21 protein-coding genes are annotated in these 23014 nt (G+C 38.8%); 6 read left to right on the top strand and 15 right to left on the bottom strand.

The features are described 5' to 3' along the window. Window position 1: 1 nt before the first annotated feature. Window positions 2-1225 carry an NADH:ubiquinone reductase (Na(+)-transporting) subunit B gene (locus SJY37_RS07140; RefSeq protein ID WP_298330158.1) on the bottom strand — a complete coding sequence of 408 codons (1224 nt, stop codon included), beginning with the start codon at window positions 1223-1225 and terminating at the stop codon, window positions 2-4. 3 nt (window positions 1226-1228) lie between these two features. Then, entirely contained in the window at window positions 1229-2575 is a 1347-nt protein-coding gene (locus SJY37_RS07135; RefSeq protein ID WP_298330161.1) for a Na(+)-translocating NADH-quinone reductase subunit A, read from the bottom strand. 455 nt (window positions 2576-3030) lie between these two features. On the opposite strand from SJY37_RS07135, the gene SJY37_RS07130 reads away from it, so the two are divergent. The 3 genes from SJY37_RS07130 to apaG all read left to right on the top strand — a co-directional run bounded on the left by SJY37_RS07130 (window position 3031) and on the right by apaG (window position 5944). Then, window positions 3031-4284, top strand: a complete 1254-nt coding sequence (locus tag SJY37_RS07130) for a type IX secretion system plug protein domain-containing protein (RefSeq protein WP_298330165.1) — start codon at window positions 3031-3033, stop codon at window positions 4282-4284. Window positions 4285-4361: 77 nt separating this feature from the next. After that, a complete protein-coding gene (locus tag SJY37_RS07125; protein WP_298330168.1) occupies window positions 4362-5555 on the top strand; it encodes a DUF3667 domain-containing protein in 1194 nt (397 codons plus the stop codon). Window positions 5556-5557: 2 nt separating this feature from the next. Continuing rightward, window positions 5558-5944 (top strand): Co2+/Mg2+ efflux protein ApaG, encoded by a 387-nt coding sequence (gene apaG, locus SJY37_RS07120; RefSeq protein ID WP_013750231.1) that lies wholly within the window; start codon window positions 5558-5560, stop codon window positions 5942-5944. Here apaG and SJY37_RS07115 read toward each other — a convergent pair. Both SJY37_RS07115 and SJY37_RS07110 read right to left on the bottom strand, forming a co-directional pair. Beyond that, a complete protein-coding gene (locus SJY37_RS07115; protein WP_298330172.1) occupies window positions 5913-6923 on the bottom strand; it encodes a DUF6695 family protein in 1011 nt (336 codons plus the stop codon). The two genes, apaG and SJY37_RS07115, sit on opposite strands and share 32 nt — an antisense overlap. Further along, window positions 6920-7636 carry an NRDE family protein gene (locus tag SJY37_RS07110; protein WP_379952936.1) on the bottom strand — a complete coding sequence of 239 codons (717 nt, stop codon included), beginning with the start codon at window positions 7634-7636 and terminating at the stop codon, window positions 6920-6922. The genes SJY37_RS07115 and SJY37_RS07110 overlap by 4 nt, the downstream gene beginning before the upstream one ends. A gap of 193 nt (window positions 7637-7829) precedes the next feature. On the opposite strand from SJY37_RS07110, the gene pruA reads away from it, so the two are divergent. After that, window positions 7830-9461: an L-glutamate gamma-semialdehyde dehydrogenase gene (gene pruA / locus SJY37_RS07105; protein ID WP_298330178.1), complete on the top strand. Its 1632-nt coding sequence runs from the start codon at window positions 7830-7832 to the stop codon at window positions 9459-9461. Window positions 9462-9542: 81 nt separating this feature from the next. On the opposite strand, the gene SJY37_RS07100 is transcribed toward pruA, so the two are convergent. The 5 genes from SJY37_RS07100 to SJY37_RS07080 all read right to left on the bottom strand — a co-directional run bounded on the left by SJY37_RS07100 (window position 9543) and on the right by SJY37_RS07080 (window position 13128). Then, a complete protein-coding gene (locus SJY37_RS07100; protein WP_298330181.1) occupies window positions 9543-10787 on the bottom strand; it encodes a sulfate adenylyltransferase subunit 1 in 1245 nt (414 codons plus the stop codon). 3 nt (window positions 10788-10790) lie between these two features. Beyond that, entirely contained in the window at window positions 10791-11690 is a 900-nt protein-coding gene (gene cysD, locus SJY37_RS07095) for a sulfate adenylyltransferase subunit CysD (RefSeq protein WP_298330183.1), read from the bottom strand. A gap of 12 nt (window positions 11691-11702) precedes the next feature. Then, window positions 11703-12326: a phosphoadenosine phosphosulfate reductase family protein gene (locus SJY37_RS07090; protein WP_298330186.1), complete on the bottom strand. Its 624-nt coding sequence runs from the start codon at window positions 12324-12326 to the stop codon at window positions 11703-11705. After that, a complete protein-coding gene (locus tag SJY37_RS07085; RefSeq protein WP_298330189.1) occupies window positions 12326-12589 on the bottom strand; it encodes a DUF2061 domain-containing protein in 264 nt (87 codons plus the stop codon). Before SJY37_RS07085 ends, SJY37_RS07090 begins: the two co-directional genes overlap by 1 nt. A gap of 113 nt (window positions 12590-12702) precedes the next feature. Beyond that, window positions 12703-13128 carry an Rrf2 family transcriptional regulator gene (locus SJY37_RS07080; protein ID WP_108877849.1) on the bottom strand — a complete coding sequence of 142 codons (426 nt, stop codon included), beginning with the start codon at window positions 13126-13128 and terminating at the stop codon, window positions 12703-12705. A 254-nt stretch (window positions 13129-13382) separates the two neighbouring features. On the opposite strand from SJY37_RS07080, the gene SJY37_RS07075 reads away from it, so the two are divergent. Both SJY37_RS07075 and SJY37_RS07070 read left to right on the top strand, forming a co-directional pair. Next, window positions 13383-14522 carry a fibrinogen-like YCDxxxxGGGW domain-containing protein gene (locus SJY37_RS07075; RefSeq protein ID WP_298330193.1) on the top strand — a complete coding sequence of 380 codons (1140 nt, stop codon included), beginning with the start codon at window positions 13383-13385 and terminating at the stop codon, window positions 14520-14522. Between the two features lie 20 nt (window positions 14523-14542). Then, window positions 14543-15112: a hypothetical protein gene (locus SJY37_RS07070; protein ID WP_298330197.1), complete on the top strand. Its 570-nt coding sequence runs from the start codon at window positions 14543-14545 to the stop codon at window positions 15110-15112. A gap of 22 nt (window positions 15113-15134) precedes the next feature. Here SJY37_RS07070 and metF read toward each other — a convergent pair whose 3' ends face one another. From metF to SJY37_RS07040, 6 genes are read right to left on the bottom strand one after another with little or no spacing between them, the layout of a single operon-like run. Next, complete coding sequence (gene metF, locus SJY37_RS07065; protein WP_144782964.1) at window positions 15135-16100, bottom strand: methylenetetrahydrofolate reductase [NAD(P)H]; 966 nt, start codon at window positions 16098-16100, stop codon at window positions 15135-15137. A gap of 3 nt (window positions 16101-16103) precedes the next feature. Beyond that, window positions 16104-18794, bottom strand: coding sequence for a methionine synthase (gene metH / locus SJY37_RS07060; protein WP_298330203.1), 2691 nt, complete (start codon window positions 18792-18794; stop codon window positions 16104-16106). Next, the gene (locus SJY37_RS07055; RefSeq protein ID WP_298330207.1) at window positions 18794-19792 is read right to left on the bottom strand and encodes a homocysteine S-methyltransferase family protein; all 999 of its coding nucleotides are present in this window, start codon (window positions 19790-19792) and stop codon (window positions 18794-18796) included. Before SJY37_RS07055 ends, metH begins: the two co-directional genes overlap by 1 nt. Next, window positions 19789-20961: a PLP-dependent aspartate aminotransferase family protein gene (locus SJY37_RS07050; protein ID WP_298330209.1), complete on the bottom strand. Its 1173-nt coding sequence runs from the start codon at window positions 20959-20961 to the stop codon at window positions 19789-19791. The genes SJY37_RS07055 and SJY37_RS07050 overlap by 4 nt, the downstream gene beginning before the upstream one ends. Further along, window positions 20961-22049 carry an aspartate kinase gene (locus SJY37_RS07045; protein ID WP_298330212.1) on the bottom strand — a complete coding sequence of 363 codons (1089 nt, stop codon included), beginning with the start codon at window positions 22047-22049 and terminating at the stop codon, window positions 20961-20963. The genes SJY37_RS07050 and SJY37_RS07045 overlap by 1 nt, the downstream gene beginning before the upstream one ends. Continuing rightward, window positions 22037-23014 carry an alpha/beta fold hydrolase gene (locus SJY37_RS07040; RefSeq protein ID WP_298330216.1) on the bottom strand — a complete coding sequence of 326 codons (978 nt, stop codon included), beginning with the start codon at window positions 23012-23014 and terminating at the stop codon, window positions 22037-22039. Before SJY37_RS07040 ends, SJY37_RS07045 begins: the two co-directional genes overlap by 13 nt.

Below are 23014 nucleotides of genomic sequence, written 5' to 3'. Positions count from 1 at the left end.
GTTATGCTGTTTTAAGTTTAAGACGTTTCATTCTCTTCTTCACATTCCCTTGAACCACGTAGTGATCAATAGTAGGAGCAAATACATTCATTAATAAGATTGCAAGGAATACTCCTTCTGGGTATGCTGGGTTAAATACACGAATCATGATAGATATAAATCCTATTAAGAATCCGTAGATGTATTTCCCTTTGTTAGTTTGTGATCCTGTAACTGGATCTGTTGCCATAAATACAGCACCAAATAAGATACTACCTATGATAAGGTGTTGCCAGAAAGGAACACTCATTAATCCGTAAAATTTACTTGAACTATCAATCCATCCTGCGTCAACTACACCATTAAAGATAAGCCCCATTACTAGCGCTCCTGCTACAGCAGAAAGTATAATTCTCCAACTTGCTATTTTTGAAAAGATCAAAAATGCCGCTCCAAAAATGATTAAAAGTTTTGATGTCTCTCCTACAGAACCTGGTATAAAACCAGCAAACATGTCCCAGTAGTCATAAGCAACAGTACTATTCTGTGCATAACTACCTAAGATAGTTTCTCCAGAGATTGCATCTGGCTGTCCAGCCATATCTACTGCTTGGTGTACCCATACTTTATCTCCAGACATCCAAGTAGGATATGCAAAGAATAAGAAAGCACGGATAGTAAGTGCAGGGTTAAGGATGTTCATCCCTGTTCCTCCAAATACTTCTTTACCTATTACTACACCAAAGATTACTGCTACCGCAAGCATCCATAGTGGGATATCAATAGGAACAATAAGTGGCACAAGCATTCCAGTTACTAGGTAACCTTCTTCTACCTCGTGTCCTTTTATAACTGCAAAAATAAATTCTACTAAAAGACCTACACCGTAAGAAACCACAACAAGTGGTAATACTGTCCAAGCTCCCATTGCAAAGTTATCCCAGTTCCAGAAATTTCCATCAAAGAAACCTACAGCCTTATAATCTGCTGCTGTTCCAGCTACTTCTGCAACTGCGTAGTAATGCTGGTATCCAGCATTAAATATTCCAAATAACAAACAAGGAATCAATGCGATGATTACCGTGTTCATTGTTCGCTTTAAATCATCTACCGCTCTAATGTGACCACCACTATGTGTTGTCTCGTTAGGAGCGTATAAAAAAGTGTGAAGCGCGTTGAAAGCCGGAGCCATCTTCTTCCCTTCATACTTCATTTTAAGCTTATGTAAACTTTCTTTCATTCCCATAACTTACCCTATTTCTTTATACATAACATCTAATCCCTTTCTGATAATTTCTTGATGTGGCTGTTTAGACACACACATGAATTCAGTAAGTGCAAAATCTTCTGGAGCTACTTCATACATACCAAGTGCTTCCATCTCATCTAGATCTTCTACCATACAAGCCTTAAGGATTTGCATAGGATAAATATCTAAAGGAAAAACCTCTTCATAGTTTCCTGTTACTACAAACGCACGGTGCTCACCATTTGTATTAGTATCAAGATCATACTTTTTATTAGGTTGCATCCATGAGAACGTAAGTGCTCTAGATGGAGATATCTTATCAAAAACAGGCTTATTCCACCCAAAGAATTCATAATCATCACCTTCTGGGATAGCAACAAATTCCGTCGCATAAAAACCTAAAGCTCCATCTGGACTAATTTTATCGCCAGTAAGCACATTACCTGAGATAAAACGGTTGTTATCACCCTCTACTCCCGCAGCATAAGCAAATGTAGAAACCTCTGCCCCTATCATTGTTTTATAATACTTAGGTGCTTTGATAGATGAACCAGATACAGATATTACACGCTGTGCATTAAATTTTCCAGTAAGTAACAACTCTCCAATAATAGCTAGATCCTGTGCAGCAATCGTCCACGCAGTTTCCCCTTTATTGATTGGGCTTGTTTTATTTATTAAAGTTCCAACGTTCCCAGCTGGGTGCGGTCCTTTTACTGTATGAGTTACAACATCCTTAAGTCCAGAAAATATAGAAGAGCTTGCTCCTATAGAAACATGAACACCTCCAGAAGTAAGCGTTGCAAGTGCAGAAACTGCTGCTTGTAAGTGTGCTTCCTTACCTGCAAGAACAAAATCAAGGTCTGCAGCGAGTGGCCCTGTATTTAATCCAGAGATAAAAATCGCCTTTGGAGTTACTGTTGGGTTTGCAACAACATCATAAGGACGTTGCTTGATAAATGGCCAAACCCCTCCTTCAAGTAATCTCGCTTTTATCGCCTCTGCACTTGCAGATGCACCTAAAGCTCCTAGATCACGAGTAGCACCAGCATAATCTGCTTCAATTACAATATCAGTAATCACACGGCGTGCGCCACGCTTGATTTCTGTAATTGTTCCAGCTACGGGAGATACAAATTTGATTTCTTCTTGAGACTTTGAGTAAAATATTACATCTCCTGCCTGTAGGGTCGCTCCTTCTTTTACGACCATTTTAGGAGTAATGAGATGAAAATCTGAAGGTCTAATAGTAATGGTACGCGATCTAGGCGCCTCAGAAATTGTTTTTTCTGCTTCGCCTACTAATCGGATATCAAGACCTTTTTTGATTCTGATGTCTTTTGACATATGTCAGTAGATTTATGTTATCTAAAATCCTCTTAAATTGAGGTTTGCAAATTTACATAATACCGTCCGTATTTCCGAGTGTGACTAAGTGAAAGTATTATTTATAACATTTCTAAATAATGTTTTACACAACTCATTAAACAAAGCTTCTCAAAACACTATATTTCAAACGTTTTCACCGTAAAAAATATCTCTTTTTAAGATTCTTGTTAAGCCTATTTGGCTAAGACTCTGCAAAATTAATTTTAAAATAACATCAAACTGAGGCGCACAATTCTTAAAAAGGAATGTAAAATGCTTGCAATCTTACATTATGCTCCATTTTTAAGATTCACTTCCCGCTATCACATTTTCGCGTAAGCGTAATCATCTAACATCATCATTTGCCACACCATATTGATTAACGCAATATCTCGGCATCAAAATTGTTTATATTTGGTATCCATCCATGTTTTATGAGACCATATTTCACCATTTTATTGATTGTAATTTCGTTGTCTGCTGCTGCTCAAGCAGTGCAAGAAGTTCCAGAACCTGCATTTATAAAAACTGTACAGTTTAATGAAAACAGCACTACCGGCACCTCGCTGCCTATTATAAAACTGGGGAGCAGTTTGCGACTTTCTTTTGACGATATTATAGGAGATGAGCGTGATTATTTTTATAAGATAACACATCATAATGCAGACTGGACACCTAGTAATCTCGTACGTTCTGAGTTTATGGATGGCATGGATAATGTGCGTATTCTCGGGTTTGAAAACTCGGTTGCCACCCTACAACTTTACACTCATTACGACCTGAGCATCCCTAATCAGATGACTAAGAGACTTACTAAAACAGGTAATTACCTCTTGAGTATTTATGATGAGGATGACAATCTTGTTTTCTCTCGTAAGTTTATGATTTTTAATCCTCAATATAGTGTGGGAGCAGAGGTTAAGAGGTCTCGCGACTTGAGATATATAGACAGCAAACAAGTGTTGCGCTTTTTTGTAGACTCTGGAGACGACCTCATCATCAACCCAAAAACTAATTTACACACCGTTCTCATCCAAAATAATAACTTAAAAACGGCTATTACAGGCATAGATCCTCAATATAATATAGGGAGTAAGCTTGAGTACCGCTATGATCAAGAAACAGCTTTTTGGGGTGGTAATGAATTTTTCAACTTTGAAAATAAGGATGTACGATCTTCTACTTTTGCCATACGTAGCATAGAGCTTAAAAGTCTCTACCACAACTACCTCTACACAAACCCTGCTCGTTATGATGAGCCATACACGTACAATCCAGATATTAACGGTAATTTCTTAATCAACACTTTGCAAGGTCGCACACCACTTACAGAAGCAGAGTATGTGTGGATTCACTTCTCTTTACAATATCCAGAAGTTAACGCCGGACAATCTATCCATGTCTATGGAAACTTTAATAATTATGTAATCGATAAAAGCACTGCTCTTACTTATAATGGTGACTCACGCCGCTATGAATTACCCTATTTGCTTAAACAAGGATTTTACAATTATCGCTACGTACTAGTAAACGCAGATGGAAGTATTGAAGAGAAAGATAATATAGACGGTAATTTCTGGCAGACAGAAAATGATTACCAGATACTAGTATACTACCGCAAGCCTGGCGGGCGCTTTGATGAGTTATTAGGATATGGCACCACAAACTCTAGCCAGATTACAAACTAATTACAAAATATGTAGTTAGCATTATTTCTTTACGCTTTCGCGAAAGCGTATCCTTCTAAAAATCCTATATTTATATCGTGAAGGAAACAGAAATCAAACCAACTAGCCGAAAGGCGATGCGATATAGAGGCGTAGAATGCTTAAACTGCAAGCACCCTCTAGAACTCTCTGACCGCTTTTGTGCATACTGCGGTCAAATAAACACCACCAAAAGACTTACGCTCAAAGATTTTATAGGCGAATTTGTTCTAAGCGTTTTCACCTACGACTCTAAATTTAGGTTCACTATAAAAGATTTACTCTTCAAACCCGGCACCATCACCCGCAACTACGTAGACGGGAAGAGGCTTAAGTATGCAAACCCTTTTCGATTCTTTTTAAGTGCTTCTATTTTTTATTTTATTCTACTTGCAATAGTGGGACTTTTTCAAGAGCCTAAAGAAGTAGATTTGAGTAAGGGTGCTTTCGTAGTAAATGATGGTAAAGAGGATATTGTAAATGTTCAAAAATCCATAGAGGAAATGGATTTTAGCAATGTGCAGAATTACAACCAAGAACAAGCCGACTCATTAAGCAACGAGATTGAAGAAAAAATTAACGCTGGTATTGTATCTATCACTACCAAAAAAGCGCAACGCAAGAAAGAAGAGGAAAAGGAGTTTACATTTATTACAGACGACTCACTCACCGCTGCCTACAAAGGATCAGGCAGTTATTTAAATATTCTAGCACACAAAGCAGAATACTTCTACAAGTTTAATAAACATACAGATATATCAAATCCAGCAACAGCGCTAGACAGCTTAAGGTACCCTAAAACAAAGACCAACATATTTCTATACACCAAGACAAATGACTTCCAGCGTGTCCAAGAAAATCCAGTGAAATTCTCAAAATATCTACTTTCTAAAACCCCATTCTTTCTGTTTTTCATGGCACCTTTTGTAGCCCTTTTCTTTTGGCTTATTTACTCAAAGAAGAAATTTAACTACATGGAACACTTGGTTTTTATCTTCCATATATTCAGTTGGATATTTGTGGTATTAATTATCTGTTTACTTCCAGATCTATTACTGCCAGGAGATAATATTCTAGCCGCCATACTATTAATTCTAGTAGGACCGTTCTACTTTTACAAGGCACTGCGCAATTTTTACAAACAGAAGAGGCGCTGGACACTTATAAAATTCGTATTTTTAAATATCGTATTTTTTATAAGCTCCATATTTTTTGCACTTATATTCTTTACGATTACTGCACTTTTATTTTAAGAATGGTACAACAAGTTACAAGAGGAATTAAAATTTCTGTAGAGACTACCTTTGAGGGCACATTTTATAAAAATCATAAAATGCGCTACGCCTTTGGCTACAAAATAACGATAGCAAACCAAAGTAAAGACAGCGTGCAACTCATGGCTCGTCACTGGAGAATCACAGATGCCCTTAGCGCACCAGAGACCGTTGCTGGAGAAGGTGTCATAGGTAAAAAACCTGTTCTTAAACCTGGCGAAAGCCACACCTACAGTTCTGGATGCTTGCTCAACTCTGCCTTTGGGGCAATGCAAGGTTTTTACCAAATGGTAAACTTTACTACTACACGTAATTTTAGAGTAAAAATCCCAGTATTTAAGCTGAGTGCACCGTTTGCTTTAAACTAATAGCCGAGAATTTTTGAGAAGTAAGCTCAAGGCGAAAAAGTGAATCTCCCTGCTCAAGCGTGCAATATGCACAGTTACTATCATACACAAAACGATAATCACTCACGGCAGAGAAACCGTCTGGAAATGCTGCCACACCTTCAAAGTCCTGCTCGCCAAACTCAGTAAATCTTCTAATAATACCTTTTATCTCAGAGAGAATCTCAAGATGAAAATAAGCACTACTACCTGTGCCCTCTAGAAAGTGAACGTTTTCTGGCAACACAACCTCATCTTCAACAGTGTATGCAGCGGGAACTCGTCTATCAAAGTAATTTGTAAGATTCTCGCGTAGCGCAGTAGAATTATAAGGTGTAATCACACCATTAAAAATCTGATAAACCCCCTCTTGTGATGCGCTTTTCTCTACATTACCAATGGTACTTGGCGTAAATTTTTTATTACGCTTTAAGTATTTAATAATTGCCTTTTCCTCAGTACTAGCGAGTATCGTTTCTGTAACAAAGCGAGCGCAATTACTTCCTATTTTCCCAAATGCTTTATAAGGAACGCTTCCTTGATTTTGCAGTGAGTGAATGTAAGCAAGTGCTTTCTCATAATTAATGTTCGAGCAAAGCGAAGCTACAAGTCTTCCAGACCCATGCGTTTTTTCTGGATGTGCATCAAGCCAAAGCAAAAGCTCATCTAGATTTTCAAGATTTCCTTCTCTCACAATAGCTTTCACGGGAACTTCCAGCTCAATATCTGTGTTTGCACCTCGCACACGACCTTTTCCTTTGGGAGTAATATATCTGCCAAAATCAAAATATTTTGCTTTACCAGTCTCATTTTCTATAAGGACTAATGCAGCATGACCCGCCTTGATGTGCGTGCGCGTACCAAGTCCCATGAGAGGTAAAATTTTACACATGAGCTCATCAGACATTTTTACAAACGTATCTGGAAAAGCGAGCACTATAATCTTTCCATTATATATCACGCAGGTATCATTTCAAATTGAGCGGTGTGAACTTCTTCCTTTTGAAGATCATTATACGTCATCTCACAAGTGTCATCTATTTTTTCTACCTGAGTAACGCTTACTGTTTTTAACAGGCCGCGATTAATTTGCAGGTCTACATGTGCATCACCTTCTCCTGCTTTGGTATGAAAATCAAATAAACTCTCTTTACTCCAATTTGTTGTTTCTTTAAAAGCAGCAAACCAAGTACGGCGTTTATCCTTCATGGTGGCATCATATAAGGTAGATGAAGACCATATTTTCGGCTCTTTACCTAAGACTGTTACATGCGCTTTCTCACCATCCCAAACTAGTTCTGTAGCCTTGAGTGTATTACTCCAGTCTATAGCTACAATCGTAAAAGGCTCAATACCCTCATAATTGAACGTATCGATAGCCTCAGACAAATCGGCTGCCTTAAGAAGTTCTTTTACAACGATGCCACGACTCATTGCATAGCTTTCCTTTCTCACATGAATTTCAAAACCTCCGTTAAGCAAGCATATCATCCTATTTTTTTCAGAAATGCCTATCCACGTACCGCCAGCGACAACGTCTTTTGGGAATAGCATCTTTGTTCCATCCACATCATAAAAGTCTGGAGCGAGGGTGGTTCTACCCACCGCTTCATCACGATTAGACGTAAGAATGAACGTATTATTTTCTTTAGGAATATAGGTTACAGTACACATTGAGGGATAAGTCGCAGTTTAATGGGTGAAATTACGAAAAAAAGAATAGTAAGGTTTCCTAAGGTTTGTTTCTAAGTTACGCTTTCGCGAAAGCGTAAAAAACTCACCTGTTACACTCTTCCCAAAGACCTGTATCATCCTATCTTAAATTTGTAACTTTACAACTCGTAAAAAACAAAACAAAAAAAACATCATGGGAAAAGGATTTTTTCAAGTTCCAGTTGCTGTAAACGAAGAGGTAAAATCGTATGCTCCAGGCTCTCCAGAACGCGAGGCCGTAGCAGCAGCTTATAAAGAATTATTTAATGCACACACAGAAGTACCGATGTACATCAATGGTAAAGAAGTGCGCACAAAAAATACACGCACGATCACTCCACCACACGATCACAAAAAAGTGGTAGGTGAGTATCATCTTGCAGAAAAAACACATATTGACCAAGCAATTACTGGAGCACTAGAAGCTCGTACAGAGTGGGCAGAGCTTCCATGGGAGCAACGTGCAGGTATCTTTCTTAAAGCTGCAGAGCTTATTGCAGGACCATACCGCGCAAAGATTAACGCTGCAACGATGATTAATCAGTCTAAGACTATATATCAAGCAGAAATTGATGCTGCTTGTGAGCTTATAGACTTCTTACGTTTTAATGTGCAGTTTATGACAGACATCTATAACGAGCAGCCAGAATCTACTTCTGGAGCTTGGAATAGATTAGAATATCGTCCACTAGAAGGATTTATCTATGCGATTACTCCTTTTAACTTTACAGCGATTGCTGCAAACCTTCCTGCTGCTTGTGCACTTATGGGGAATGTAGTAGTATGGAAGCCTTCTGATAGCCAGATGCTTTCGGCTAAGATTATTCTTGACATCTTCCGTGAGGCTGGTGTGCCAGATGGTGTAATCCAAGTTGTACACGGAGATCCTATCATGATTACAGATACAGTACTTGCAAGCCCAGATTTTTCTGGATTACACTTTACAGGATCTACGCATGTATTTAAGGATATCTGGAAAAAAATAGGTGAGAACATTCACAATTACAAAACATACCCACGTATCGTAGGTGAAACTGGTGGTAAAGATTTTATCGTTGCTCACCCTAGTGCTCCTGCTAAGCAAGTTGCAACAGCAATCTCGCGTGGTGCTTTTGAATTCCAAGGACAGAAATGTAGTGCAGCAAGTCGCGGTTACATTCCTGCTTCTATCTGGGAAGAAGTAAAAGAGTACGTTATAGAAGATGTGAAGTCTTTTAAAATGGGTTCTCCAGAGGATATGACTAACTTTATTACTGCTGTAATACACGAAGGATCTTTTGACAAGCTTGCAAAATACATTGACCAAGCAAAAGAAGATGCAAATGCAGAGATCATCGTAGGTGGTGGACACGACAAGAAGAAAGGTTACTTTATTGAGCCTACTGTTATTGTAACTACAGATCCTAAGTACACAACGATGCACACAGAGCTTTTTGGCCCAGTGATGACTATCTACGTATATGAAGATAAAGATTGGAGTGACATGCTTACTCTAGTAGATGAGACTAGTGAGTATGCACTTACGGGAGCTATACTTTCTACAGATCGTTATGCTGTACAAGAGGCTACTAAAGCTCTAAAAAACGCTGCAGGTAACTTCTATATTAATGACAAGCCTACAGGAGCAGTTGTAGGGCAACAACCTTTTGGTGGAGCTCGTGCATCTGGAACTAATGATAAGGCTGGTTCTATGCTTAACTTATTACGCTGGGTAAGCCCACGTATGATTAAGGAAACATTTGTAACGCCTACAGATTACAGATACCCTTTCTTAGCAAAGAAGTAATACACTAAGACAACTATAAATGATAAAGCCCATTCTTTTTAAAGAATGGGCTTTGTTTTTCTATACAGTGTGATGATTGGCTTACTGTATAAACCCAACACCAGCTGTCGTATTTGTAATAGGGTCAATAATGATAAATGAACCTCCTTGCTTATGATCTGTATAACGATCATAAAAAAGTGATTTGGCAAGTTTAAAATGTACCGTAGCAATTTCATTAATTGCCACTTCACTAGCGCCAGTTTCTGGTGTAGAAAAATCTGTTGGGATAATTTCTTGTATTTGAGACACCTTTGCAAGTATGCGCTGCGTCGTGTGCTGCAGCTCGTACTTTTTACCTGCCGTAAGCACCATGTCATCCATCCAGCATACGGTTGCCGTAAGCTCTTTGGTTTGCTGAGGCACTTCGGTAGACTTTACAATAACATCACCTCTAGTGACATTAATATCGTCTTCTAGCGTGAGTGTTATAGAATTACCCGCTTGGGCCTCTTTATAAGAATCTTTGTAGCTGAATATGTCTTGAACTTTTGATGACTTTAAACTAGGCAGTACCGTTATCTCGTCTCCTACCGCTATTGAACTTCCATATACCTTACCTGCATACCCTCTAAAATCATGAAAGGCATTGGTTTTTGGTCGTATTACCGATTGTACTGGAAAACGCATAGGCGTATCGCTCGCTGCTTCTGGTGTTACGTTTTCTAAATATTCTAAAATAGATGGTCCTTCATACCAGCCCATTTTCGCGGAAGCGGAAGCCACGTTATCCCCTGTAAGGGCACTTATAGGAATAAATGTTATCTCTTGATCTTTATAACCACTCTTTGCTCGAAGTGCATCAATGTCATTTTTAATGCTATCAAAAACAGACTGATCATAATCTACCAAGTCCATTTTATTTACTGCAATTACCACGTGCTTAACTTGTAAAAGCGCATTGATAAAGAAATGCCTAAATGTTTGCTCGATAACGCCTTTTCTAGCATCTATGAGAATAATAGACACAGAAGCATTTGACGCTCCTGTAATCATATTACGGGTGTATTCTACATGCCCAGGGCTGTCTGCTATAATATAACTTTTAGTAGGTGTCGAGAAATAAATGTGAGCTACATCAATCGTGATTCCTTGTTCACGTTCTGCCACTAATCCATCTGTCGCAAGTGAAAAGTCTAGGTAATCATACCCTAACTTTTTACTGCTTTTTTCTATAGCCTCAAGTTTATCATCAGTAAGTGATTGCGTGTCGTATAACAACCTACCTATTAAAGTACTCTTTCCATCATCTACACTTCCAGCAGTTGCCAGTTTCAATACTTCCATAATCTAAAAATAACCTTGTTGTTTACGCTTTTCCATTGCTGCCTCGCTACGTTTATCATCTATACGGGCACCACGTTCGGAAATACGGCTTACTTTAATTTCGTTTACTATCTGCTGTATAGTAACTGCCTCAGAAGCTACAGCTGCAGTACATGTCATATCACCTACGGTTCTAAAACGTACCACACGATCTTCTACCTCTTCATTATCATCTCTATACACACAATCTGAAGCACTCCATATCATTCCATCACGCTCAAATGTTTTTCTTGTGTGTGAAAAGTAAATACTTGGAATTTCAATTTGTTCTTGTTGTATGTAGCTCCACACATCAAGCTCTGTCCAGTTTGAGATAGGAAAAACGCGTACGTTTTGTCCTAATTCTATATTACCGTTAAGCAAATCGAATAATTCTGGTCTCTGGTTTTTTTCATCCCACTGACCAAAATCATCTCGTACGGAGAAGATACGTTCTTTTGCACGTGCCTTTTCCTCATCGCGACGAGCGCCACCTATACACGCATCAAATTTAAATTCTTCAATAGCATCCAGAAGTGTGGTAGTCTGCAAGCTATTTCTACTCGCATACTTTCCAGTTTCTTCTGTCACTTTCCCCTGGTCAATTGCATCTTGCACATTACGTACAATTAAATTGAGTCCAAGTTCCTTTACTAAATCATCTCTGAATTTGATGGTCTCTGGGAAGTTGTGACCAGTATCTACATGTAGTAATGGAAATGGGATGGCAGCTGGATAAAATGCTTTTTGAGCAAGTCTCACTAATGTGATACTATCTTTCCCTCCTGAAAATAATAATACTGGATTTTCAAACTGAGCAACTACCTCTCTAAATATATAAATGGACTCACTCTCGAGTGCATTAGTCTTTAATATCTCTTTCATATGTCTCTCTGCTTAGAGATGTAAACCACATTCTCTATGTTCTAAAACTTTTGTTGGATCATTATAATTGTGTTCATTAGGCAACTTATGATCTACTAAGTACTTGTCTAACTCACTATCTGACCAATAATAAAAAGGGCTTACTTTAAGAACGCCATCTTTACTTAAACTTAAAATATCTAGATTATCTCTATGTGCCGTCTGCCCCTGCCTTAAATTAGTAAACCACACATCTGGCTTATGGACTTCCATAGCTCTACGGAAAGGCTCTAATTTTACCTGCTCTGTAAACTCTTTATGACTTTCATCTGTGACAGATGGATTACCCATAACTACATCACGATGAGCACGGGTTTGTTGTGGAACATACAAGTCAATAGAAAGTGCTAGTTGATTAATAACCTCTTCTGCATGTTTATAGGTTTCTGGAGTATTGTAACCTGTATCACACCATACTACATTAATATTATTAAACTCCTGAGAAACCACGTGTAAGATGGCTGCCTCATAAGGTCTGAAATTTGTTGTTATCACAGGTTTTTCAGCATGTTCTAATGCCCATTTTACAATATCTGACGGGCTTTGTGATTTTAAATCACTATTAAATTGTGTTATTTGCTCTTGAGTAAACTTCATTATTTTCCCCATTTTATTAAATTCCAAACACGCTCATGAAAAAAATAGAGCGCCATTTTTGATACTAATTCTACTGCCCCTATACTCAACGCTAAGGCTAGCGTACCAGTTACAAACCACGAAATAGCGATTGTATCAAGTGTCCCTATTGCTCTCCAGCTTATGGACTTCACAATACTGCGCATAGGTTTTTCTGCCGAAGCAGGAGTTTTCTCTTTAGAAGTATTTTTTGATTGTTTTAAAATAAGCGAATCGATAATCATTTCAGAATTATTTATTCCTATCGGATTACTAGGGTTAATCAGCAAATGTAAAATTATTAACTTAGGTTAACAAGAATAATTGCTATTTTAAAGGAAAAAGCTAACAAATAGAACTACGAACTAGCAGCCGCTACAAGGTCTGCAAGCGTGTTCTTTTCTAACACGAGTAGTGTGTTGTCTCTAATTTGAATCATCAAACTATGAACAGAACATGCATCCTCATCTTTACAATCTGCACAACGTTCATAATAATTGAGAGATACACATGGTAGCATGGCAACGGGTCCTTCAAGTACTCTCATGACCTCAACCATTTTGATATCCTTAGGCTCGCGTCGCAGTTGATAACCGCCGCCTTTACCTTTTCGGCTGGATACGAAACCTGCTTTTTTAAGCGTAAGCATAATGCTTTCAAGGAATTTTTGAGAGATATTTTCACTTTCAGCAATGGTGCCTATTTGCACCAAAGCATCTTCCCGTTGTTCACGGGCAATGTACGTTAAGGCTTTAATGCCGTATTTAGTTTTTCGCGAAAGCATATCTAAAACGAAAGTACTAAAAAACTCTACTTAGAAATAGGGATAATTTATAATTAAAAAATACTGGCATACACGTATTGAATATTAATTCTAAAATAATTCTATCTCATCATGAGCTTTAAAATGTTTAACGACACCGAAAAATCATAGACTATTCACACCGAAAATTTCTGCAAAATTCCCCTAACTTATTTATTACAAGTACATAAAGAACCTTTATTTTTGATAAAAGAAAAATCCCTCAACTTCATTAAATGTTTAAAAATTTCTTTTTTTTATTCCTTTTTGCATTATCTATCTCTTATTCTAATGCGCAAGTTGGTATAAATACTACAAATCCAGATCCATCATCGGCTCTTGATATATCATCATCTAATCGTGGATTATTACTACCTAGAATGACAGCCGTAGAGAGGGATGCTATTGTTTCACCTGCAGAAGGATTATTTATTTATAACACAGATAGTACTTGCTTTCAATTTTATAAAGCAACTGGATGGTCTGATTGCCTTGCCGAAGCCCCTACCACTTCCTTAGATTGTACTTCTCCAGTAGCAAATGGAACTTTTGCTACAGGGTTTCCTCTTGCTGGTAATGGCACTATCACCATAGATGTCTTAGTAAATGTAGTAGGCCCTTATTTGATTACAACAAACACCGTAAATGGTTATAGTTTTACGGGAGCAGGGGTATTTACAAATGCAGGCTTAACAAGTGTAACGCTAACTGGTGTTGGCATACCGCTTATTACTCAAACAGATACTTTTACAATATCCCTCGCTGGAAATTCCAACTTATGTACTGTAGACGTCACTACAGATTCCATACTACGCAACTGCCTAGAATATCGAAATAGCGGATCTACAACAGATGGCATATATACTATTGACACAGATGGCACTGGGCCGCTGGCACCATACGACTGTTACTGTGATATGACAAATGACGGTGGGGGTTGGACCCTTGTCTTTAATCATAACATTGCAGGAGGATATTGGCTAAATGACACCCAAGCCAGTGAGTTCAATGTTTTATTACCAGGACTCACAACACTTAAATATTCTATTTTGAGTAGACTAGATGACATTAAAAGTGATAGCGCTTATGAGTTTAGGATCTACTATCCTACATCTAATTTAAGAAACCACTGGAAACAAGATTTTGATCCAAGAAGCGGACCTGGCACTAGCCCCGTAGCTGGTTACGTACCCATTAGTATTGATATGACTCAAAGCGGTTGGGGAGGCTTAGAAACATCAGGAGGATCTACTTATCTAGACGGCTCTGTAGGATTTGGTAATTGGTTTTATTCTATTGGAAGTGTAAATCCCTGGGGAGGAGGTATTCCTGCAAATGCTACTGCTTCAAATGCTGTTCAACTATATATTAGATAATAGTTTTTAAACGTAAAGAAATGTCTAAAACACAGTTTTCATTACTATTATCATTGTTTTGGTTTTCTGTGAGCCTAGCTCAAATAGGTATCAACACCACCTCTCCACATCCATCTGCTGCGCTAGATATAGTATCTAAAGACAAAGGAGTCCTACTCCCGGCATTAACCACCCAAGAACGCGATGCAATACCCTCACCTACAGCTGGACTCTTTATATATAATAGTGACGATCATTGTTTTCAGTATTATAAAGGAACTGCGTGGTCTACATGCCTTGCCGAACGTGGTGAGAATAATTTAGATTGTACGTCAACAGCAATAAATGGGACCTATATAAGCGGGACTACTCTAAACACAAGCAATACAATCACTATTGATGTGCTCGTTAAAGTCATTGCTCCCTACACAATAAGTACAAATACTACTAATGGCTATAGCTTTAGTACTACAGGCATCTTTCCTAATTTAGGAATAAATACGATTACACTCACTGCCTCTGGAACTCCTACAACAAACCAAACAGATGTTTTCACCATCACTCTAGATGGAAATCCAAACACGTGTACTGCCACTATTGTTGTAAACTAATGGCAACTCTTAATACCATATCTTAAAAAACAGCCTCTGCTATCTGTCTAATATTATCACTCTTCCCCATAGAGTAGTAATGAAGTACGGGTACACCCGCAGCCTTTAGTTCCTTGCTTTGCTGAATGCACCACTCTATCCCTACTTGCCGAATGGCTGCAGCATCTTTTGCATTTACAACTTCCATCACTAATGCATCTGGAACATCTACACTAAAACGTTGCGGAATCAAATTGAGTTGCTTCTTTGTCGCTAGTGGTTTCAATCCAGGAATAATAGGTTTTGTGATACCTGCGGCTCTGCACTTATCTACAAAGTCGAAGTATTTCTGATTGTCAAAAAACATTTGAGTTACAACATAACAGGCACCAGCTTCTAGCTTTTTCTTTAAAAAATGAATATCACTTTCTAGACTTGGTGCTTCTAAGTGTTTCTCTGGATAACCCGCCACACCTATGCAAAAATCTGTTTTGGCGCTATTCTGCAAATCTTCATCTAGATAGGTGCCATTATTTAAATCAATAATTTGCTCTACGAGGTCCTGCGCATAGATATTTCCATTTTTATTAGGCTTGTAGTAAGTCTCACTCTTGACCGCATCACCACGCAAAGCCATCACATTCTCAATACCTAGAAAATCCATATCTATCAAAAAATTCTCTGTGTCTTCTTTTGAAAAACCTCCGCACAAAACGTGTGGGACGGCATCTACTTGATAGCGGTTTTGTATCGCAGCACAAATTCCTACTGTACCAGGGCGTTTACGTACTACCTTTTTCTCTAGCAATCCATCTTCTCGCTCCTTATAAATGTATTCCTCACGATGATAGGTTACATCTATAAAGGGTGGCTTAAATTCCATAAGCGGATCTATATTATCAAAAATGGTGTTGATATTTTGCCCTTTGAGAGGTGGCAAGATTTCAAATGAAAAATCGGTTCTCTTCTCTTCTATTGCTTTTGCTATGTGATCTCTTACTTTTGTCATAATCTACTCTGCTATATTTGGGGTGAGCCATTTTTCCGCTTTCGCGAAAGCAATATTTTTGCGGCTCGCATAGTCCTTTACTTGATCTTCTTTTATTTTTCCTAGTCCGAAATACCTCGCCTCAGGGTGCCCAAAATAATAACCACTTACACTTGCCGCAGGCCACATTGCCAAACTCTCTGTAAGTGAAACACCTATTGACTCTTCCACACCAAGCAACTTCCAGATAGTCTCTTTCTCAAGGTGATCTGGACACGCTGGATAACCTGGCGCTGGACGTATTCCTTGGTATTTCTCTTTAATTAAATCTGTATTTGCTAGTGCTTCTCTGGTGGCATATCCCCAGTGCTTTGTGCGTACTTCTTTGTGTAAATATTCGGCAAAGGCTTCGGCGAGTCTGTCTGCAAGTGCTTTAATCATGATGGAGCTATAGTCATCTAGTGCATCTTCAAACTCTTTTGCCTTTTCGGCTGTTCCAAATCCTGTCGTGACACAAAAGGCACCCATATAATCTTGCAAACCACTTTCAAGTGGTGCAATAAAATCTGACAGCGCGATATTAGGCTTTCCTGCTGCCTTTTTGGATTGTTGGCGTAGCGTTCTAAATGTTACCGAATCTTCACTCTGCTCCTGACTTATAATTATATCATCTTGATTATTTGCATTTGATTTAAATAACCCAAAAGTCGCTTTGGCAGTGAGCCATTTTTCGGCTATGATTTGCTGAAGCATTTGTTGTGCGTCTGCAAAAAGTTCGCTGGCTTGTGTTCCCACTACTTCGTCTGTCAAAATCTCTGGGTACTTACCGTGTAAATCCCAACTTCTAAAAAATGGACTCCAATCTATAAAAGGCACCAGTTTCTTGAGATCTAAATGTTCAATTACTTGTACACCTAATTGTTTTGGAGCTACAATATCTTCGGCTCTAAAATCTATTTGATATTTATTTTCCCTTGCTTGCTCAATCGTTACGTATTCTTTGATACGTTGTCTTGAATTAAAATTTTCGCGAAAGCGTGCATACTCATCTTTTAATTGATCTTTAAAAAGGATACTTGAGTCTTTCTTTAATAAATCACCTACTATAGTCACTGCTCTACTGGCATCATTTACGTGTACAACAGCATTGTTATAATGAGTGTCAATTTTTACAGCAGTGTGGGCTTTGCTCGTGGTTGCACCGCCTATTAACACCGGTATCTTAATATCTTGACGTTGCAACTCCTTAGCTAGATATACCATCTCATCAAGACTAGGCGTAATTAAACCACTTAAGCCTATAATGTCTACATTTTCGGAAATCGCTGTCTGGATGATTTTTTCTGGTGAGACCATCACGCCAAGATCAATAATCTCATAATTATTGCAAGCAAGTACTACAGAAACAATATTCTTTCCTATGTCATGTACATCTCCTTTTACGGTAGCCATGAGGATTTTACCCGCACTTTGATTACTGCCAGATGTTCCATTTCTACGTTTTTCCTCTTCTATAAAAGGCAGGAGATAGGCAACTGCCTTCTTCATTACCCTAGCAGATTTAACCACCTGTGGCAAAAACATCTTGCCACTTCCAAACATGTCTCCTACTACGTTCATCCCAGTCATTAAGTGACCTTCTATCACTTTAATAGGAGCATCGACAGATAAGCGAGCTTCTTCTACATCTTCTAGAATATAGGCATCTATTCCTTTTACAAGTGCTCTGGTAATACGACTTTGGATATCTTCTGTCCTCCAGGCTTCTGCCTCCTTTTCTGCAATTGCTTTTTGACCTACGGTCTCTGCAAATGTTAGTAATCGTTCTGTGGCATCATCTCTTCTATTGAGAATTACATCTTCTACACGCACTAGTAAATCTTCTGGAATGTTATCATAAATCTCCAGCATAGCAGGGTTTACAATACCTATATTCATTCCAGCCTTGATAGCGTGATATAGAAACACGGAGTGCATGGCCTCACGCACTGCGTTATTACCTCTAAAGCTAAAAGACACATTACTTACCCCACCACTTACAGAACAATGAGGTAGATTTTCTCTTACCCATCGCGTGCCTTCTATAAAATCTATTGCATTGCGTTTATGCTCATCCATTCCTGTCGCCACAGGAAAAACATTAAGATCAAAAATGATGTCTTCTGGTGGAAAATTGACTTCATTAACCAAAATCTCGTAACTACGTTTTGAAATCTCGATACGACGATTATAATTATCTGCCTGACCCACCTCATCAAAAGCCATGACGACTACGGCAGCACCGTATCGTTTTATTTTTTTTGCTTGCGCTATAAATTGCGTCTCACCCTCTTTAAGACTTATAGAGTTTACTACGCACTTCCCTTGTACGACTTGAAGACCAGCCTCTATAATTTCCCATTTTGAACTGTCTATCATTATAGGAACACGAGAGATGTCTGGCTCTGCAATGACGAGGTTTAAAAACTTAACCATCGCCTCCTTTCCATCAATAAGGCCGTCGTCCATATTGATATCTATAATCTGCGCACCATTTTCTACTTGATCTCTAGCTACAGATAGCGCTTCGTCAAATTTCTGTTCTTTTATAAGCCGCAAAAATTTCTTTGAACCCGCTACATTTGTACGTTCACCCACATTTATAAAATTACTCTCTGGAGTAATTATTAGTGGCTCTAAGCCTGAAAGACGCATATATCTGGGTGTAGTATTCATTATAAGGTTATTGATCGTGGAGTCACTCCTTTTACAAGTTGAGCAATAGCTTTAATGTGAGCAGGTGTAGTGCCACAACAACCACCCACTATGTTCACGAGGTTTTTATCGATATATTTTTTAATCTGCGCCGCCATTTGTTCTGGTGTTTCATCATATTCACCAAAGGCATTAGGCAAGCCCGCATTAGGGTGAGCAGAAATCCCGTAGTTAGTGACATTTGCAATAGCTTCGAGGTGCGGCTGTAATTGAGAAGCACCTAGCGCACAATTAAAGCCAACACTAAGTAGTGGAATGTGAGAGATAGAGATCAAAAAAGCTTCTGCTGTTTGCCCAGAAAGCGTGCGTCCCGAGGCATCGGTAATCGTACCGCTCACCATAATTGGTATGTCTGAGTTGCGTTCTTCCTTTACTTCCTCTATTGCAAAAAGACAAGCTTTTGCATTAAGGGTATCAAACACAGTTTCCACAAGTAACACATCCACACCTCCATCTAGTAAAGCTTCTACCTGCTGTTTATAAGCAACTCTGAGCTCTTCAAAGCTCACTGCACGATAGCCTGGATCATTGACATCTGGAGACATGCTTGCTGTTTTGTTTGTAGGCCCTATACTTCCTGCTACAAATCGTGGTTTGTGCGGTTCTTTTTCTGTAAAAGATTGTGCTACTTCCTTAGCAATTTTCGCGGAAGCATAATTTAAATCATACACATATTCCTCCATCTCATAATCTGCCATTGCGATAGTCGTACTTGAGAAGGTATTAGTCTCCACAATATCTGCTCCTGCTTCAAAATACTTGCGGTGCACATCTGCAATCGCTTCTGGCTGTGTGAGAGACAGCATGTCGTTATTCCCTTTTACAGAGAGGTGAAAATCCTTAAAGCGCTCTCCTCTAAAATCTTCTTCAGAGAAGTTATATGCTTGCAGCATGGTTCCCATAGCCCCATCAAGAACCAAGATTCTTTCTTGTAATGCGCGTGTGAGTTGGCTTTTCATAATTGATTAAGAGCTTGAAAAATGTCACTTTTAATATCTTCAATATGTTCTAGCCCCACAGAAATACGGATTAACCCATCAGTGATTCCCACGGCTTCACGCTCATCTTTTGACAATTTTCCATGGGTTGTACTTGCGGGATGACTTACGATTGTTCTAGTATCTCCAAGATTTGCAGTGAGGGAGCACATTGTGATAGCATCTAGAAAGTCACGTCCTTTTTCTAAACCTCCGTGTATCTCAATAGTCACAATATTTCCACCAGCTTTCATTTGCTTTTGAGCAAGTTTATGCTGTGGATGCGATGGTAAAAATGGGTAGCGCACCTGCTTCACTTTAGCGTGAGATTCTAGCGATATAGCAAGTTCGTGCGCGTTTTTACAATGACGCTCCATGCGCACCGCTAGCGTTTCAAGACTTTTTGAAATTGTCCAAGCATTAAATGGAGATAATGCAGGTCCCGTCACTCTTGCAAATCGATATATCGTATCTATTAATTGTGCACTTCCCACGGTGATTCCTCCCATGGTGCGCCCCTGCCCATCCAGTAATTTTGTAGCAGAATGTATTACAAGGTCTGCTCCATAGTGTATAGGCTGCTGCAGGTAAGGAGTTGCAAAACAATTATCTACTATAAATATGAGATTATGCTTTTGCGCAAGCGCTCCTAGACGTTCTAAATCTGCAATTTCTGTAGCAGGATTTGTGGGAGATTCTACGTATATAATTTTTGTGTTAGGCTTTATTTTTGAGGAGATCTCGTCTAGATCAGTTATATCAAAGTAGGTATGAGTGATTCCCCATTTAGGTAGATGTTTTGTAAATAAAGTGTGCGTATTCCCAAAAATCGCTCTCGCCGAAAGTATGTGATCACCGCTATCAAGCAAGGCGGCAAAGGTGCTAAAAATAGCACTCATCCCAGTGGCAAAAGTCACGCCTTGCTCTGCTCCCTCTAGCAAACAGATTTTTTCCACCAGCTCTGCACAGTTAGGGTTTGTGTAACGGCTGTAGATGTTACGCTTTTTTTCTTCGGCAAAGGAGGCTCTCATTTCTTCGGCGCTGTCAAACACAAAACTCGAAGTGAGATATACCGGCGCGGCATGCTCTTGATGCACAGAGCGCTCAAGCTGCGTGCGTATGGCAAGTGTTTCTGGGTGGTGCTTGCTCATTAATTAAGGCTTTGCGTTATCTTAATTATATCACTTAAAACACCTCTTGCCGTTACCGCTTTGCCAGCTCCCGCACCTTGAATCACAAGCGGCTGATCTCCATATGAAGCGGTATAAATCTCAAAAACAGCATCTGCTCCTTGTGTCTGACCTAGTGCGGTAAACTTAGACTCTTGGACTAGTTTTACCTCCAGTTCTTGTGTTTTGACATTGAGTTCTCCCACGTGACGTAGCACTTCATGTCTTGAGAGTTTACTTTTACTTTCTGTAAAAATGGTATCAAGTGTTTTTACGCTTTCGCGAAACTGAGACAAGGTAGTTTTTCCGTTAAGCTCCTTAGGAACTAGAGATTGGATTTTCACATCTCCAAACTCCTTTGCAAGGCCTATCTCTCTACTTAAAATTAATAGCTTGCGAGCAACATCTTTCCCCGAAAGGTCTTCTCTTGCGTCTGGCTCAGTAAGTCCAAGCGCGTCTGCTTCTAATAATATGTCTGAAAAGTCTTTATCTTCTTTAGAAAAATTATTGAACAAGTAACTCAATGATCCAGAAAAGACTCCTCTTATCTTATGGATCTCTTCTCCACTTTCATAGAGGTTTTTAATAGTTTCTATAATAGGCAACCCAGCTCCTACATTTGTTTCGTAACCAAATTTCTTCTTATTAAGTGTAAGCGATGCTCTCAACTTTTTATAGAAATCATACGACAGTGTGTTTGCAACTTTGTTTGCCGTCACGATATGAAAACCATGCTCCACGAGGTCTATGTAATTATTTGCAAAGGTTGCGCTAGCAGTCACATCTACTGCTACAAATTCTTGTTCCTTCTTGTGTTCATTATGGTTTTGTTCTTTTATTGTTTTCGCGAAAGCGTAAATATCATCTAGCGTATAAGGCTGCGCTGCGGTCTCAAAATTAGAACTCCAACCAGAGGTGACGTTATCTTTAAATAGCGCCAACTTAGAATTTGCAATACAAAAAATGTTGAGCTTTCTATTTGTAGTTTTTTTATTAAAATCTGTGATCTGCGTGATGAGGGTACTCCCCACATTACCGATCCCAAAGATGACTATATTTATTTGTGACATAACTGTTTTTGAAAAATAGGTTGTACGATAGCAGCGAGCTGCTCGTATTCAATTAAAAAGGCATCGTGACCGTGGATGGAATTTATTTCATGATAGCTAGACGTAATTCCAGTTTCTTGTAGCGCAAGGTGTGTGTCATATATCTCATCTGCTAGAAAAAGTCCGTCGGTATCTATTGCGACAAGATGCACTTTTGCTGTAAGTGGGCTCACTACTTCATTAAAGCTTTGTTTACCCTTTGTGGTATCTGCCGTAAGCAATAATTGATTCATTAATTTATAAGAAGCAATAGAAAATCGTTCTGATAATCGCTTACCGTGATGATCTAGCCAACTTTGAATATTATATAAAGAAGCTTCTTTTTTAGTGCGCTTAAATTTTTCTTTAAAAGAGGCAGGCGTGCGATAAAAAGTCATCGCATGAATGCGTGCATCATAGATAGGTTTCTGAGAGTGATTCAATAAACTATCTTGAATATGGCATTGTGCAATCACCCAGTCTGTTGCTTTCCAGTCTGTCGCTATTGGGATAAGATGCTCTGCAAGGTTAGGTCTTTGTGTTGCAAGTTCCCAAGCAATCTGACCACCAAGCGAACCTCCTATAATAGCAAAGAGTTTTTTAATATCTAAATGCTCAAGTAAGGCAATTTGGACCTTTGCAATATCACTATTAGTAAATGCCCTATAATTAAGCACTAGATGATTTTGATTATTATCATAACCATTCCCAGGAATATCCATTGCAAGTATGGTATAGCAACTTATGTCAATCGCTTTATCTACACCAATCAAGTCACTCCACCAACCGTTTTCTCCAGTTACAGAAGAGTTTCCCGTAAGCGCATGATTTACTAGCACGACAGGCGCTGTGCCTAATGGCTCACCAAATAATTGATACGTGACATGTAAATGACACGTGTATCCCGAGTGTGTTTTAAAATCTTGTAAATCAATGTGTAAAAGCAT

This window comes from Dokdonia sp. R78006 (genome assembly GCF_042466145.1).
In the GTDB taxonomy this organism is placed as follows: Bacteria; Bacteroidota; Bacteroidia; order Flavobacteriales; family Flavobacteriaceae; genus Dokdonia.
This window is presented reverse-complemented; position numbering and strand designations above follow the sequence as displayed.